The 15591-nt window shown below is 65.1% G+C and carries 11 protein-coding genes; 1 reads left to right on the forward strand and 10 read right to left on the reverse strand.

What is annotated here, in order from left to right; all coding sequences use genetic code 11:
• Positions 1-11: 11 nt before the first annotated feature.
• The 3 genes from DDZ17_RS04805 to DDZ17_RS04815 all read right to left on the reverse strand — a co-directional run bounded on the left by DDZ17_RS04805 (position 12) and on the right by DDZ17_RS04815 (position 5110).
• Positions 12-2234, reverse strand: coding sequence for a CHAT domain-containing protein (locus DDZ17_RS04805; protein WP_157976449.1), 2223 nt, complete (start codon positions 2232-2234; stop codon positions 12-14).
• A 128-nt stretch (positions 2235-2362) separates the two neighbouring features.
• Positions 2363-4150 carry a serine/threonine-protein kinase gene (locus tag DDZ17_RS04810; protein WP_116364770.1) on the reverse strand — a complete coding sequence of 596 codons (1788 nt, stop codon included), beginning with the start codon at positions 4148-4150 and terminating at the stop codon, positions 2363-2365.
• Between the two features lie 18 nt (positions 4151-4168).
• Entirely contained in the window at positions 4169-5110 is a 942-nt protein-coding gene (locus DDZ17_RS04815) for an OmpA family protein (RefSeq protein WP_157976450.1), read from the reverse strand.
• Positions 5111-5684: 574 nt separating this feature from the next.
• On the opposite strand from DDZ17_RS04815, the gene DDZ17_RS04820 reads away from it, so the two are divergent.
• Entirely contained in the window at positions 5685-7382 is a 1698-nt protein-coding gene (locus DDZ17_RS04820; RefSeq protein WP_116364772.1) for a hypothetical protein, read from the forward strand.
• Between the two features lie 64 nt (positions 7383-7446).
• Here DDZ17_RS04820 and dnaE read toward each other — a convergent pair whose 3' ends face one another.
• The 7 genes from dnaE to DDZ17_RS04855 all read right to left on the reverse strand — a co-directional run bounded on the left by dnaE (position 7447) and on the right by DDZ17_RS04855 (position 15585).
• A complete protein-coding gene (gene dnaE, locus DDZ17_RS04825; protein ID WP_116364773.1) occupies positions 7447-10935 on the reverse strand; it encodes a DNA polymerase III subunit alpha in 3489 nt (1162 codons plus the stop codon).
• A 78-nt stretch (positions 10936-11013) separates the two neighbouring features.
• Positions 11014-11613, reverse strand: a complete 600-nt coding sequence (gene rnhB / locus DDZ17_RS04830; protein ID WP_170150121.1) for a ribonuclease HII — start codon at positions 11611-11613, stop codon at positions 11014-11016.
• Positions 11606-12784 carry a lipid-A-disaccharide synthase gene (gene lpxB / locus DDZ17_RS04835; RefSeq protein WP_116364775.1) on the reverse strand — a complete coding sequence of 393 codons (1179 nt, stop codon included), beginning with the start codon at positions 12782-12784 and terminating at the stop codon, positions 11606-11608. The genes rnhB and lpxB overlap by 8 nt, the downstream gene beginning before the upstream one ends.
• Before the next feature lie 10 nt (positions 12785-12794).
• Positions 12795-13565 (reverse strand): acyl-ACP--UDP-N-acetylglucosamine O-acyltransferase, encoded by a 771-nt coding sequence (gene lpxA, locus DDZ17_RS04840; protein WP_116364776.1) that lies wholly within the window; start codon positions 13563-13565, stop codon positions 12795-12797.
• A gap of 8 nt (positions 13566-13573) precedes the next feature.
• The gene (gene fabZ, locus DDZ17_RS04845) at positions 13574-14011 is read right to left on the reverse strand and encodes a 3-hydroxyacyl-ACP dehydratase FabZ (protein WP_116364977.1); all 438 of its coding nucleotides are present in this window, start codon (positions 14009-14011) and stop codon (positions 13574-13576) included.
• 23 nt (positions 14012-14034) lie between these two features.
• Entirely contained in the window at positions 14035-15063 is a 1029-nt protein-coding gene (gene lpxD / locus DDZ17_RS04850; protein ID WP_338322790.1) for a UDP-3-O-(3-hydroxymyristoyl)glucosamine N-acyltransferase, read from the reverse strand.
• Positions 15064-15066: 3 nt separating this feature from the next.
• Positions 15067-15585 (reverse strand): OmpH/Skp family outer membrane protein, encoded by a 519-nt coding sequence (locus tag DDZ17_RS04855; RefSeq protein WP_241505783.1) that lies wholly within the window; start codon positions 15583-15585, stop codon positions 15067-15069.
• Between the last annotated feature and the right edge of the window lie 6 nt (positions 15586-15591).

Consider the following 15591-nt stretch of genomic DNA (forward strand, 5'->3'; position numbering starts at 1 on the left):
CTTGCCATGCGCTACAGCCAGTTGCCAATCAACAAAAACGGCGCCCATTGGCTGGGGTGGGGGTTGCCGCCCTCCTGAATCCACTTGCGTTGCGCCCGCTGCAGGCTGCGCGCCTTGGACTCACCGGCGGTGGACAGCAAACGATAGAACTCGGTAATGATGTCGAGGGTGGCCTTGTCATCCACCTCCCACAGGGTGGCCAGGGCACTGCGCGCACCGGCCTTCAGGGCCACGCCGGCCAGGCCAAGCGCCGCTCGGTCATCCCCGGCGGCGGTCTCGCAGGCGCTTAGCACCAGCAATTCCAGAGGGTCGCTGCTGCCAGCCCGGGACTGGATGGTGCGCCCCAGTTCGTTGATGCGCAGCCGGCTGTCGTAAGTAAGCAGGAAGGAATCGTCGTAGCTGCCGCCGAACTGGCCGTGGGTGGCAAAGTGCACCACGCTGTAATCGCCGCTGGCCAACTCCCCCTCCACGCGGTTGAGGGTAAAGGCGCCATTGGCGAGCACACTGGCATCCACCAGCCGGTTCAGGTTGTCGAGTTCGGTACTCACACTCGGCAGGGCGGGAAAGCCCTGCACCGATTCCGACAGCCCCCCGGCCAGGGCGGTGTAGCTGCGCCCGGCGAAGGGTTTGGGGTCAATCAGGGTGAGCCCCGGGGCCGTGGCCAGGGCAAAGCGCTCGATAAGAAAGCGCTTGCCATCGTGCAGTGCCGCCAGGGGGATGGTGCGCAGAGGGCCATCGGGCACGAACACCAGCGTATCCACACCAGCTTGTTCCAAGGTCGCCAGTAAAGGCTCGACCAGATAGCCGTAGAGCCGACGCGCCTGGTCGAGATAGTCGTCGGTGCCGGTATCGGCTTCAAGGTTAAGGCGAAAATCCCGCACCAGTGTCACCAGGGTTGCGCGATCCACGGCAACCGCCAGCTGGTGAATATCATCACCGGTGCTCAGCAGCAGCTCCAGGCGATCCTCCAGCAGCACGGGATACAGCACCGCTGTACGCCCTGCCAGGGCATCCAACTGTACCGCCTGGTCACCCAGGCACTGCTGCTGGAAGTAGTCTTCCACCTCCGCCAGTTTCAAACCTTCCAGGGCGCTTCTGGCGGTTTGCAGCAGGGCCTGCTTCTCGGCGCCCTCTTCCAGGGCGATGCTCTGCTGCAGCAGCAGGTCGGCGTATTCGTAGTACAGGGGCTGGATCACCGTGGCCAGCGACGCCTGGTCGAATACCTCCAGGTTGGCGCGCAAGGTTTGCAGCGACGCCACTGCGCGCCCGTAGGCGTCGATGGCCGCAGTGTTGTCACCAAGGCTACTGAAGGATTGAGCCAGCAACCACTCCCAGCGATATTCAAGATCCTGCGACCCGGCCCGCGAGGCCGCCAACAGCGCACCGCGGGCCAGGCGCAGGGCGCTGTCGAACTGGCGATCATCCGCATAGAGCCCGGCCATGTAACCCTTGACCAGCGATTCATCCCGCGCCGCCAGCGGGCTTTGGCGCCCGGCCTGTTCGAGCAATTGCAGCGCCTGCAGGCGATAGCCCTGATCCGCGCCAAAGCGGTTAACTGCCTCCCGGTACAGGGCCGCTAGGGCAATGCGACTGTGCAGCACCGGCGCCGGTGGCGACGGCTGCGACGGAACGGCACGCAGCTCATCCGCCAGGCGTTGGGCAGCGTCCAGAAACGCGGGCACCTGCCCATCCTCCAGCAGGGCCCTGGCAGCATTGACCCGGTAAACCAGCGCCTGGGGCGTGCCCGCCACAGCCTGTGCCGCTGCGGCAAAGTCCGCCAGCGCGCCGGCGCTGTCGCCCCGGCGCTGCTGAATGATCGCCGCGTCGTTGAGCAGGCTGGCGCGCAGGGTGGGCGCCAGCGCCTGCCGCCACTGCAGGGCCTCGGTAATGGCCCCCTCCGCCGGAGCCAGCTCGCCTTTGAGCAGATGCAGCAGGGCCTGCTGGTGCAGGGCCTGTGCGGTGAGCGCGGGCTCTGGCCTGGCGCCGGCGGCCAGCTGCGCCTGCAGCTGCGACAGAGCAAGCTCGGCACGGCTCACCCGGCCCAGCCGGCGCAACACATCCACACGTAACAGCGCGGCGGCGGGCGGTAGGGGCTGCGCCTCACCGCCAGACTCGCCGGCGGGGTACTGCTCCAACACAGCCAGTGCCGCGTTCAGTTCGCCGCGATCAGCCAGGGCCTGGGCTTGCCCCAGGGGCAGGGCCGGATCGGCCTGCGCTACGCGGACAGGGACCACAATCGCTGCCAGCACGATGGCCAGAAATAGCGTGCAGAAGCATTGCTCCCAATCAGGAAGACGCCGCACCCATCTCGTTCGCAGCCCAAATGGATGAAAAAAAATCGGGGGCCAGGCCATAAAGGGAATCATAAGGGATCTTCCAGGTAGCTTTTGGCGCCGGGATGGCCAAGGGCCGCCGCCTGCCGGAAAAAGTCTCGGGCGCGCCCGGGGTCGGCCGGTTGCCCGTAGAGCCCCCCGTCCAGAATACGGGCCAGGTTAAACAGGGCGTTGCGATCACCCTGTTCGGCAGCCCTGCTCAACAGGGCCAGTCCATCGTCGATATCCCGCCCCAGCATTCGCCCCTCCAGACGCTCGTTGCCAAGCACGGTCTGGGCCAGGTAGAACCCGGCATCAGCGGAGGCCTGCAGGGCGCCCAAGGCCTCGCGCCGCTGCTCGTCGTTGCGGGCCTGGGCCAGCTGCAACATGGCGTAGTGGTAGCGGGCAAAGGCATTGCCGCTGGCGGCGGCCTGCCTGGCGAATTGCAACGCCTGTGCTGGGTCCTCGGCTACGCCCCAGCCGGTGTCGTAAAGCTCGCTCACAATCAGCTGCGCCCGGTTGTCACCCGCTATCGCCCGTTGGCGCAGGGCGGCAAAAGCTTCCGGGGACTGGCCCCGCTTGAATTGCAGCATCGGGGTAAAAACACTGTCCGGAAAGGCCGCCACAAAGTCCTGTTCCCGGTCCTCTAACCCGGCGTTCACTGCGTCGTAGAAGGCAAAGAATTCCCCCGGTGGAGGCAGGTCTAGGACGCCGCTGGCCGCCGGTGACTCCGGCGGCTGTTCGGGTGAAGCGGCACCAGCCACTGACCCGGCGCTGTCGCTCTGGTGGACGCTACCGGCATCATCAGTGGCGGCGAAGTACCAGGCCAGAGCGCCACCCACCAGCAGCAGCGCGATGACGGCCAGCACAGTAATGGGCGACTTGGCAGGCGCACTTTGGCTGACTGTTGCCGATGCGATTGCGGATGCCTGATCCACCAGGGTTTCTGCATCCGGGTCCGCGGACGGGGCAGCGCCGGGAGCCGAGGTGGCACCTGCGGCCGCGCCCGCCTGGGGCAACACCTGCTCCAGCGCCGTCTGCAGGGCAGCGCAGTCACCAAAACGTTGCTCGCGATCATAGGCCAGCATGCCATTGATCAGCGGCTGCAGGTATTGCAGTCGGTTTGGCATGTTTGGCACCTGCTTCTGCAGACGCTGCAGCGAAAGCTCCGCCAAAGTGCGACCGGTGAAGGGCAATTCGCCCACCAGCATCTGGTACAGCACGACGCCAAGGCTGTAGATGTCCGAGCGGCCATCCAGTGGCTGGCCCAGCGACTGTTCGGGGCTCATGTACTTGGGGGAGCCAATCACCGATTCCACCTGGGTGATTTCCGTCAGCTCACCGGAATCATGGGCCGGGCGGGCAATGCCGAAGTCTGTCACCACCGCTTCGCCAGAATCGCGGAACAAGACGTTGTCTGGCTTGATATCCCGGTGGATAAACCCGCGCTGGTGGGCAAAGCCCAGGGCCGCGGCCACCTGCCGGGCAATGTCCAGGGCCTCGCGCTGGCTGATGGGCGAGCGCATGCGCTGGCGCAAGTCGCCGGCGGTGAGCAGTTCCATAGCCAGATAATAGAAGCCGTTGTGCTCCCCCACATCGTAGACCGACACGATATGCGGGTGCGACAGGCCACCCACAATGCGCGCCTCGCGCAGGAAGCGGCGCCCGAACTCCGGGTTGCTGGCCAGTTCCTGAAGAATCACCTTGAGGGCCACAGGGCGCTCAAAGCCCTGCTGGATAGCCAGGTAAACCTGGGCCATCCCCCCTGCGCCCAGCAAGCGCTGGATGGTGTAGCCCGGAATGGACGGCAGGCTGTCTTGCGCTGCTGTTATTGTCATTCTATTCGCGGCGTCACACTAGTTGACGATCACCTCCAGCCGGCGATTCAGGCGGTGGTCAGCTTCCGGCAGGCGTTCACCGGGGTATTTGGGCCGGGCCTCTCCCGCCCCGGTCACCCGCAGGCGCCCCTGCAGCGATGGGTAGCGGCGCTCCAGCACTTGCCTGGCCGCGTCGGCGCGCTGCTGCGACAGCGTCAGGTTGTGATCCCAACTGCCGCGCACATCGGTATGGCCCACCAGGGTAAAGGTCTTGTCGGCATAGTCAGCGCTGGAGAGCACCTTGCCCAGTTCATCGATATTGCCGCCGGTCAGTTCGTCCATCTCCACACTGTCCAGCTTGTAATTGATAGGAATGCGGACCGTCGCCTTTTCCTGCTGCTGCGGGCCGTTCTGGCCCTCAATCGCATTCATCGCCAGCAGGCCAAATTGCTGGGTCGCCAGGCTGCGCTTGATGGCGTCACTACTGATGGGTGATTCCACCAGGCTCTGGTCCAGCTCCCTTGCGTTCTCGCGCATCCACGAGGGCGGATTGGGGTGGGCCTCAATGGCGCGCTCCAGCATGGTGAGGGCTTCAAACCGCTGCCCATTGAGCGCCAGCACCTGGCCGTAGCGCGCCATGGACAGGGCGGCCTGGTCCTGGCGGGTAGCGTGCAGGGTGGCCTGCTCATAGGCAGCCAGGGCATCTTCCAGCCGGCGCTGCTTCTGGTAGGCGGTGCCCAGCAGGTGCCAGGCGGCGTAGGAATCGCAGGCTGTGATGGACTTTTGCAGCCAGTCGGCTGCTTTGTCGAAGTCCTGGGCAGCACCCGCCTGCTGGGCCAGCCCGTAGTAGCGCTTGCCATCGTCACAGGGAATACCGGCCTGACTGGCCAGCGCGGGCTTGCTGAGCGCCAGAAATATCAATGCCAGCGAGAACAGCAGCTGAGGAACAGGGGCCAGGCCCGCCAGATTATGCTTGTGCATGAACAACCCCCGCGGGCGTGACATGCCATTAGCCTAGCTCTAACCACCGGGGAATCCCACAGGGGAAGCGAAAAGTTTGACGCAGTTAACGCTTTGCGGAATTTTAACCGCTCACACCGGGGCGGCGCGCTTGCCCTTTTCCTGCCGCATCCTGCCGCGCATGAATTTCCATTCCCTTTGCAAAGGAAAACACAGGCGCTCCCACAACCGCGATCTCACCAAAGCCTACAAATAAAGCATTGTAGTAACTTTGTAAAAATTACTGTCGCTTACTTTCCAGCAGCCGGGGCACTGGTGCATCGTGATGACTGGCTGGTCTTCCCCCATGAATCTTCCAGCCATCGGGTGCCTGCCCGGTGACCCCGACAACCGGGCAGGCACGTTTAAACACGACAACAAACCCAACCGCTAACAGCGAATGTGAAGGCCCCTATGCGACCCAAGCCAATCGTCACATAGATTCAACCGGTAGCTGACAGGCCCCTGGCCTGTTATCGAACCCGCTTTCCATCACCACTTAATTTCGCCTGGGCGACACCGCCAGGCACTCGCACGCCCGGCGCAAGGACACACTATGCAGTACACCCACACCAGCCTCCCGCTACCACGCTTTGCCAGGGTCTGCACCCTGGTGTTGGGCGTGGCAGGCGCCCTGTTTGGCCAGTCGGCAATGGGCCAGTGCACGGTGGCAGGCACGGTCGCCACCTGTACCGGCGCACCGGGCAGCGTCAGCTACGACGCCCAGGCACCCGAGATCGTCGACACCCTGGTGCTCAACAGCGTGACAGATACGGCGAATTTCGGGCTGTTCAACAACGCGGTAGCGGAATCGCACGACCTCGCCATCCAGTTCAATTCCGGCACCATCACGGGCAGCAGTTTTATCTTTCACATCCGCAACCGCGGCTACGGCACCACCGATGCCTTTGTTAACGGCACCCTGCAGGGCGGCGGCGTGCGGCACCAGACCAACCTGGCCGACAGCACCGCGCCCCACAGCATCGTGGTCGGCGCCACCGGCGTTGTAAACAGCAACGCCACAGCGCTGTGGCTGCGGGATGTGTCCGTCGGCCCGAGCACAGTGGATGTGTCGGGCAACCTGACCGCCGGTGTATCCCGCGCTGTGCACCTGTCCAACAACAATACCGCCGATACCACCCTGACCACCATCAACCTGCGCAGTGGCGCCAGCGCGCGCGGCGATAACCAGGCGCTGTACCTGGGCAACGAGGGCAGCGGCGACAGTGTGATCAACGTGGACGGCACGGTGATGGGCGGCACTGAATACCCCAGCAACGACCCCTTCAAGCCCTGGGCCACCGGCGTGCTGCTGGATGCCACCAGCGGCGCGGCCATCCTGAACATCGGCCCCACCGGCGTGGTGGAAAGCCTCAATGATCTGGCGATTGTGGATATGCGCTCGCGTGCCACGGCCGGGGGCGGGGTCACCACCATCAACAACCAGGGCCGTATCGTCGGCTGGCTGCTGCTGGGGGATGGCGACGACACCTACGGCAACGCCGATGTGCTGAACAACAGCGGCACCCTGCTGCTGCGGGACTACGCCGACGACGACCTCGACGGCACGCGGGATACCCAAAGCGACCCTCAGGTGGACTTTGGCGGCGGTGACGATCGCTTCGTGAACACCGGCAACCTGGTGCTGGCCTCCCTCGATATCGCCCCCTCACCGGGCATTGAATCGGCCAGTATCGTGGCCCTGGAAGCCTTCGCTGCCGGCGGCGTGATCAGCCTGTTGGACACCGACGGCGGCGGCGCGGCGCCGGTGGCCGGCGACAACCTGCAGATTTCCGGCACCTTTACCACTGAAGGGGGCTCGCTGCGACTGGATGTGGTAGCAGGTGACGGCAGCAGCGCCAGCGATTTGTTGACGTTGGAAGATGTGGCGCAAGGCAGCGGGCCGGTCGACATCAGCATTACCAATGCCGGTGGTGCGGGTGCGCTGACCACGGGCCTTGGCATTCCAGTGGTTCAGGTCAGTGGCAGCTCGCCGCCCGGCGCCTTTACCATGACGCCCTTTACGGTCAATGGCTTTGAATATTCACTGGTTCAGGCGGATGGCCAGAACTGGTATCTGCAGAGCAGGCAGGCACCGGTGGAGCCAGAAGAACCGGAAACTGAAAGCGGAACGCTGGCCAAGCCGGTGCCGGTGATGCCACTGCCCCTCATGGCCCTGCTGGCGGCCTTGATGGCCGGCCTTGCCAGCCGCTCTACTGCTGCCCGGTCTGCCCGGTCGCGCCAGGCCAAGTAGCGCGCCCGCCGGCACTTGCCGGCGCCTCACGGCCCGCCAGCGGCGATGGCCCCGAACGGGGTCATCAGCCGTATTCCAGCACCACCTGCTCCACGCCAACCCGGTCCCGCAGGGCCTGCAGCAATTCATCCGACGGCATGACCTGCCAGACCTCCCCCAGGCGCACCCGGGCACAGTTGCCGGGCTGCAAGTAATGCAGGGCCACTGGGCAGGCACCACGTCCTGCCTGCTGCAGGGTTTGCGCCAGCCATTCAGTGAAGGCGTCGTTGACCATGTCCTGGCGCAGCTCAATGGTCAGTGACGAGGCATAGGCCTCCCGCGCCTGCTCCAGGCTGCGCACTGTCTTGGCGCGCATGGCCAGGCCGCCGGAGTAATCGTCGTGGGCCACGCTGCCCTCGGCAATCACAATGCTGTCTTTCACCAGCAGGTCGCGGTATTCGGCGTAGGTGTCGGCATACACAGTGACTTCAATACGGGCCGAGCGATCATCCAGTTGCATCACCGCCATGGTATCGCCGCGCTTGGTTTTCATGGTGCGGGTGGCAACAATCAAGCCCGCCAACACTTGGCTACCCTGCTTGTCGCCGCGCACATCGGCAATGCGGGTGGGGGCGAACTTGCGCACTTCGGTTTCGTAATCGTCAATAGGGTGGCCGCTGAAGAACAGGCCCAGGGCCTCTTTTTCACGCCCCAGCCGCTCTTTGCCATTCCAGGGGCGGGCGTTGCGAAAGCCGGCGTACACGTCTTCATCACTGTTGCCCGCCGCCGGCACCACCTCGCCGAACAGGTCGGTCATGCCGCTGTCGCGGTTGCTGGCGCTCTGCTCCGCCGCCTTCAGGGCATCGTCCACGCTGTCAATCAGCACCCAGCGCTCCACACCGAGGGCGTCGAAGGCGCCGGCATTGATCAGGGCCTCGATGGCCTTGCGATTCACCTTGCGCGGGTCCGTGCGGGCGCAGAAGTCGAACAGGTCGCTGAAGGCGCCACCCGCTTCCCGTGCCGCGAGGATATTGAGGATCGGCCCCTCCCCCAGCCCTTTGATGGCGCCAAGGCCGTAGATCACTTCCTGCGCCGGGTTGACGGTGAACATGTACTGGCCGACGTTGACGTCAGGCAGCTTCACCGTGAGCCCCATGCGGTTGCACTCTTCATAAAACAGGACAATTTTATCGGTGTTGTCCAGTTCCGAACTCATCACCGCCGCCATGAAGGGCGCCGGGTAGTGGGCCTTGAGCCAGGCGGTCTGGTAGGACACCAGGGCGTAGGCTGCCGAGTGGGACTTGTTGAAACCGTAGCCGGCGAATTTCTCCACCAGGTCGAAGATTTTCATCGCCAGGTCGCCATCGACGCCCTTGGCCTTGGCACCCTCCTCGAAGATGCTGCGCTGCTTGGCCATCTCCTCGGGCTTTTTCTTGCCCATGGCCCGGCGCAGCATGTCGGCGCCACCCAGGGTGTAACCCGCCAGTTCCTGGGCGATCTGCATCACCTGCTCCTGATACAGGATGATGCCGTAGGTGGGCTGCAGGATGGGCTGGAGCCACTCGTGCTGGTACTGGGCATCCGGGTAGGAGATGGCCTCGCGGCCGTGCTTGCGGTTGATGAAGTTGTCCACCATCCCCGACTGCAGCGGCCCGGGGCGGAACAGGGCCACCAGGGCGACAATGTCCTCGAAGCAGTCGGGCTGCAGGCGCTTGATCAGGTCTTTCATGCCGCGGGATTCAAGCTGGAACACGGCGGTGGTCTCCGCCGACTGCAGCAGGTCAAAGCTGGGCTTGTCGTCCAGCGGAATCTGCATGATGTCCAGCGGATCCTCACCGGCGGCGGCGCGCACCTCGTCGATCATCTTCACCGCCCAGTGAATGATGGTCAGGGTGCGCAGGCCCAGGAAGTCGAACTTCACCAGGCCGGCGTCTTCCACGTCGCCTTTGTCGTACTGGGTCACCAGGCCGGAGCCGGTCTCGTCGCAGTACAGGGGCGAGAAGTCGGTGAGCTTCGACGGCGCGATCACCACGCCCCCGGCGTGCTTGCCGACGTTGCGGGTAATACCTTCCAGCTGGACTGCCATGTCCCAGATTTCCTGGGCCTGGGTGTCCTCCTGCAGGAAGTCCCGCAGCACCTCCTCCTGCTCGATGGCCTTGGAGAGGGTCATGCCCACCTCGAAGGGAATCATCTTCGACAGCTTGTCACCCAGGCCATAGGATTTGCCCTGGGCCCGGGCCACGTCGCGCACCACGGCCTTGGCGGCCATGGTGCCGAAGGTGATGATCTGCGATACGGCGTCGCGACCGTAGGTGTCGGCCACGTACTCGATCACCTTGTCGCGCTTCTCCATGCAGAAGTCGACGTCGAAGTCGGGCATCGACACCCGCTCGGGGTTCAGGAAGCGCTCGAACAGCAGGTCGTATTCCAGCGGGTCGAGATCAGTAATCTCCAGGGCGTAGGCCACCAGCGAGCCGGCGCCCGAGCCCCGCCCCGGCCCCACCGGAATGTCGTGCTGCTTGGCCCAGCGGATAAAGTCCATCACGATCAGGAAGTAACCCGGGAAGCCCATCTGGATGATGGTGTCCAGCTCAAAGTCCAAGCGCTCGCGGTAGGTTTTCTGGGTCGCCGCGAAATCCGGCGCCGCCGTATCGAACAACACCGCGAGTCGTGCATCCAGACCTTCGTGGGACAACTGGCGGAAGTACTCATCCATGGTCAGCCCCTCCGGCACCGGGTAATCCGGCAGGTAGGGCTTGCCCAGCTCCAGGGTGACACTGCAGCGCCGGGCGATCGCCACCGAATTGGCCAGCGCCTCGGGGATGTCGGCAAACAGCTCGGCCATCTCCTCCGGCGAGCGCAGGTACTGCTGCTCGGTGTAGTTGCGCGGGCGCCGCGGGTCGTCCAGGGTGCGCCCCTCGCGGATGCACACCCGCGCCTCGTGGGCCTCAAACTCTTCGGTGTCCAGAAAGCGCACGTCGTTGGTGGCCACCACCGGGAGTTCCAGCGTTTGTGCCAGCGCCACCGCCCCGTGCAGGGCCGTCTCGTCGCCGGCGCGGCCGGTGCGGTGCAGCTCCAGGTAAAAGCGCCCGGGGTAGGTCTGCATCCAGAAGCGCGCCCGCTGCTCGGCCAACTCCGGCTTGCCGCCGACAATCGCCTGCCCCACGTCACCGGCGGCGCCACCTGACAGGGCCAGCACGCCCTCGGCCTTCTGCTGCAGCCATTCGCGTTTCACATAGGGGTGGCCGAGATACTGCCCTTCCAGGTAGGCCAGGGAGATCAGCTCGGTGAGGTTGCGATAGCCGGTATCGTTCATCGCGAACAGGCTGATGACCACACTGCGCTCGTCTTCCTCGCTGTCGCGAATGTGCAGATCCACGCCAAACACCGGCTTGACGCCGGCGCCGAAGGCGGCCTTGTGCACTTTAATCAACGCATAGAAATTGGCCACGTCGGTGATGCCCACCGCAGGCATGCCGAGTTCGGCGCAGCGGTTGATGAGGGGCTTGACGCGGACGAGGCCGTCGACGAGGGAGTATTCGGTGTGGACGCGGAGATGGACGAATTCGGTCATGGGGGGAGTTTAACGCCGGCGCTGGAGTGTGGCCACTGAGCGGCCGGATTATTGCGCGGCGGGGCCGCCGATGGCGACTTACGGCCCCGCCAGCAAGGCCCGCACCGGGGCAAAACTGCGCCGGTGCACGGGCGTTACGCCCAGTTCCCGCAGCGCCGCCAGGTGTTTTGCCGTGGGGTAGCCCTTATGGCTGGCGAAACCGTAGCCGGGGTACTGCGCCTCCAGCGCCACCAGTTCGCTATCGCGCTGCACCTTGGCCAGGATCGACGCGGCAGCAATAGCCGCCACCCGGTCGTCGCCCTTCACCACCGGCTCGGAGGGATAGTCCCAGCGCGGCAGCCGGTTGCCGTCCACCAGCACATAGCCCGGCTGCACGGCCAGGCCGGCCACCGCCCGCTGCATGGCCAGCAGCGAGGCGTGGAGGATGTTCAGCTCGTCGATCTCGGCGACGCTGGCCCGCGCCACACACCAGGCCAGGGAATGTTCGCGGATCAGTTCGGCCAGGGCCTCGCGGCGGGCCTCGCTGAGTTTCTTGGAATCGCGCAACCCGGCAATGGGCCGCTCAGGGTCGAGAATAACGGCGGCGGCAACCACGTCACCGGCCAGCGGCCCCCGGCCCACCTCGTCGACGCCGGCCAGGCCAGGGCCGTCGTAGTCGACCCGGAACAGATCATCCACGGCCTTTGCCCCCCGGTGCGCTCGCCGCGGCAGGGCCGGCCTTGTCGCGAATGGTCGCCAGCAGGGCCTCGGCGGCCTGCCCGGCAAAACCCAGCGCCAGCTCCCGGTGAATGGCATCGAAGGCCTCGCGCTGCTCGGCGGCCGCCCCCTGCCCCGCCAGCAGCGGCTCGATGGCCTCCACCATGGCCTGGGCGGTGGCGTCGTCCTGAATCAGCTCCGGCACCAGGGCCCGGCCTGCGAGAATGTTGGGCAGCGCCGCAAAAGGGGTTTTTACCAGGCGCCGGACCAGCGCCCAGGACAGTGGCGCCATGCGATAGGCCACCACCATTGGCCGCTTCAGCAGGGTGGCTTCCAAGGTGGCGGTGCCGGAGGCGAGCAGCACCGCATCGGCCGCCGCCATCACTTCGCGCGAGCGCCCGCTGACCAGCGTCAAGGGCAGGCCCGGATAGGCCGCCAGCAGCTCGCGCACCTGCGCCTCGCGCTCGCGATTGGCGCCAGGCAGCACAAAGCGCAAATCCGGGTGCAGCAGCGAGAGCTGCGAGGCCGCCTGCAGGAACAGGGGCGCCAGCAGGCCCACCTCGCCGCCACGGGAGCCCGGCAACAGGGCCAGCAGCCGCCCCTGCTGCGCAAGGCCCAGGGCAGCGCGGGCGGCTGCGCGATCCACCTCGGGTGGAATTTCATCGGCCAGCGGGTGGCCAACAAAACTGGCGGCCACGCCGTGGCCGGCATAAATGGGCAGCTCAAAGGGAAACAGGCACAGCATGCGATCCACCGCCCGGGCGATACCCTTCAGGCGCCCCGCGCGCCAGGCCCACACCGTGGGGCTTACCAGGTGGGCGGTGGTCACCCCCGCCCGGCGCAGTTTGCGTTCCAGGTGGAGGTTGAAGTCGGGGGAATCGATGCCAAGGAACAAATCCGGCGGGTTGTCGCGGAAGTGGCGGTAGACGGTGCCGCGAATGCGCAGCAGTTCCGGCAGGCGCTTGAGGGGTTCCACAAACCCCATCACCGACAGGCGCTCCATGGGAAAGAGGCTGTCCAGGCCCTGCTCCGCCATCAGCGGGCCACCGATGCCCTCCACCACCAGATTCGGGTGGCGTTCACGCAGCGCGGCAATAAGCCGGGAGCCGAGGATGTCGCCGGAGGCCTCCCCGGCCAGGATGCCGATGCGCATCAGCGGCTCGCTAGCGGACGATACCGCGCTCCGAGGCGCGTACGGAGTCGATCAGCATCTGCACTTCCGGCGTTTCCCGCAGCATCGTTTCCAGGCGCTGCAGGGCCAGTTCCAGGGTCAGGCCCTGGCGATAGAGGATCTTGAAGGCGCGCCGCAACTGGCTGATGGTTTCGTTGGAAAAACCGCGCCGGCGCAGGCCCTCGACATTGATGGTCTTGGCCTCGGCGGGCTGGCCGCTGACGGTGACAAAGGCCGGCACGTCCTTGCCGATGCCGGTGGCCATGCCACTGAAGCTGTGAGCGCCGATCTTGCAGAACTGGTGCACCAGCGTGTAGCCGGACAGAATCGCCCAGTCACCCACATGCACATGCCCGGCCAGGGCGGCGTTGTTGACCATGATGATGTGGTCGCCCAGCACGCAATCGTGGCCGATGTGTACATAGGCCATGATGAGGTTGTGACTGCCGATGGTGGTTTCGGAGCGGTCCTGCACGGTGCCGCGGTGAATAGTCACATTCTCGCGGATCACGTTGTGGTCGCCAATCACCAGCCGCGTGGGCTCGTCGCGGTACTTGAGGTCCGGCGTCGCCTCGCCCACGGTGGAAAACTGGTAGATGTGGTTGTGCTCGCCAATCGTCGTTGGCCCCTTGATCACCACATGGCTCTCCACGATGGTGCCGGGGCCAATTTCCACCCCCGGGCCGATATAGCTCCACGGGCCGACGCGAACGTCCGCCGCCAGTTTCGCACCGGGATCGACAATGGCCTGCTCGTGAATCATGGCGTGGCTCAGGCCTTGCGGTCTGCGCAGAGAATGGTGGCGGAGGCAGCCAGCTCTCCGTCCACGTCGGAGCTGACTTCAAACTTCCAGATACCGCGGCGGTCGCCGAGGATTTTCGCCCGCAGCATTACCCGGTCCCCCGGCACGCAGGGGCGCTTGAAACGCAGGTTGTCGGCGCCGACAAAGTAGTAGATGGAGCCGTCCGCCGGGGTTTTCTCCTGGGATTTAAAGCCCAGAATGCCCGCCGCCTGGGCCATGGCTTCCACCAGCAACACGCCGGGAAACACCGGCTTGTCGGGGAAGTGGCCATCAAAGAAGGGTTCGTTGATGGTGAGGTTCTTGTAGGCGACGATGGATTCACCGGGGTTGAATTCCACCACGCGATCAACCAGCAGGAAGGGGTAACGGTGGGGCAGGTATTTGCGAATGTCTGCGATGTCCAACAACATGAAGCAGGATGTCCTCTGTATTAACTGTGTTCCGACCCGTCATCGAGCCGCGACTCGACGCTGGCCAGGCGCCGCTGGATGGCGTCCAACTGGGCGAAGCGAACCGCGCTGCGCTTCCAGTCCCTGGTTGTGGACATCGGGGTGCCGGAGGAATACGAGCCCGCCTCGGTGATGGACTTGGTGACCATGGTCATGCCCGTCACGTGAACGTTGTCGCAAATCTCGACGTGCCCCACTACACCCACGCCGCCGGCGAGGGTGCAGTTGGCCCCTATAATCGTGCTACCGGCGAGGCCGGTGCAACCGGCTATCGCGGTATTTTTTCCGATGCGGCAGTTGTGCGCGATCTGCACCAGATTATCGATGATGGCGCCGTCTTCGATGACCGTATCTTCAATCGCACCGCGATCGATAGTGGTACAAGCCCCCACTTCCACGCGATCCCCGATCCACACCCCGCCGAGCTGGTGGATTTTCTCCCAGCCCTGGGGGCCCGGCGCAAAGCCGAAGCCATCGCCGCCCAGCACCGCCTGGGAGTGGATGGTGCAGTCATCGCCCACCCGTACATCGTGGTAGAGCACGGCATTGGGATGCACGCGACTGCGCGCCCCCACCCGGCTGCGCTGGCCGATGTAGACATTGGCGCCTATCACCGCGCCGGCGCCTATCACCGCGCCGGCTTCCACCACTGCATTGGGGCCCACCGACGCCGAGGCATCGACCTGGGCATCCGCCGCCACACTCGCCGCCGGGTGCACGCCGGCAGGTGGCACCGGGGCGCGGTCGAACAGGCCGCTGACTCTGGCAAAGCAAAGGTAGGGGTCGTCCGCCACCAGATAGTCTACCGGGCAGGCGTCGGCCATATCCGGCGGCACAATGACGGCACCGGCACCGGTGGCGGCCAGCTGGTCGCGGTACTTGCGCTGGGCCAGAAAGGCCAGCTGGTCGGGGCCGGCGGCAGTGAGCGTCGCCAGGCCCCTGAGTTGGCGCTGCGCATCACCCGAGTAAGCCAGACCCAGCTTCTCTGAGAGCTCCCCGAGTGTGATCACAGCTTAGTTCGCAGGCTGCTGGTTCAGCTTGTCGGTAACCTTGGCGGTGATGCTGTAGCCGGCGTCGGCATGAATCACAGACTGGCGCTGCAGCAGCAGGCCAATGCCTTCGGTGGTGATCAGCTCGCGCAGCACTTCCTGCACCTTGGGTGACATTTCCTGCAACAGCACCTGGCCGGCGGCCTGCTCGGCCTTCTGCAGCTTGCCGGTCACATGCTCCAGGTCGGACTGCTTGCTCTGCAGCTTCTGGCGCGCGGCCACCTGCTGCTCGGGGCTCATCACCGCGGCGTCTTTCTGGAAGTCTTTCAGCAGTTTGTCGAACTCTTCCTTGAGCTTGTCGTACTCGGCCTTGTCGGCCTTGTAGTCATCCTGGTTGCGCACCGCCGCCAGTTGCTTCTGGGCATAGTCGGTTTGCAGGATGGCCTGCTCGAGGTTGACCACGGCAATCTTGCCCTGCGCCCAGCCCAGGGTGGGCAGGCTCAGAGCCAGGGTGGCAAGGGCAATTTTCAACAGTCTGGACACAATACA

This window comes from Parahaliea mediterranea, assembly GCF_003402235.1.
GTDB classification, from domain to species: Bacteria; Pseudomonadota; Gammaproteobacteria; order Pseudomonadales; family Halieaceae; genus Parahaliea; species Parahaliea mediterranea.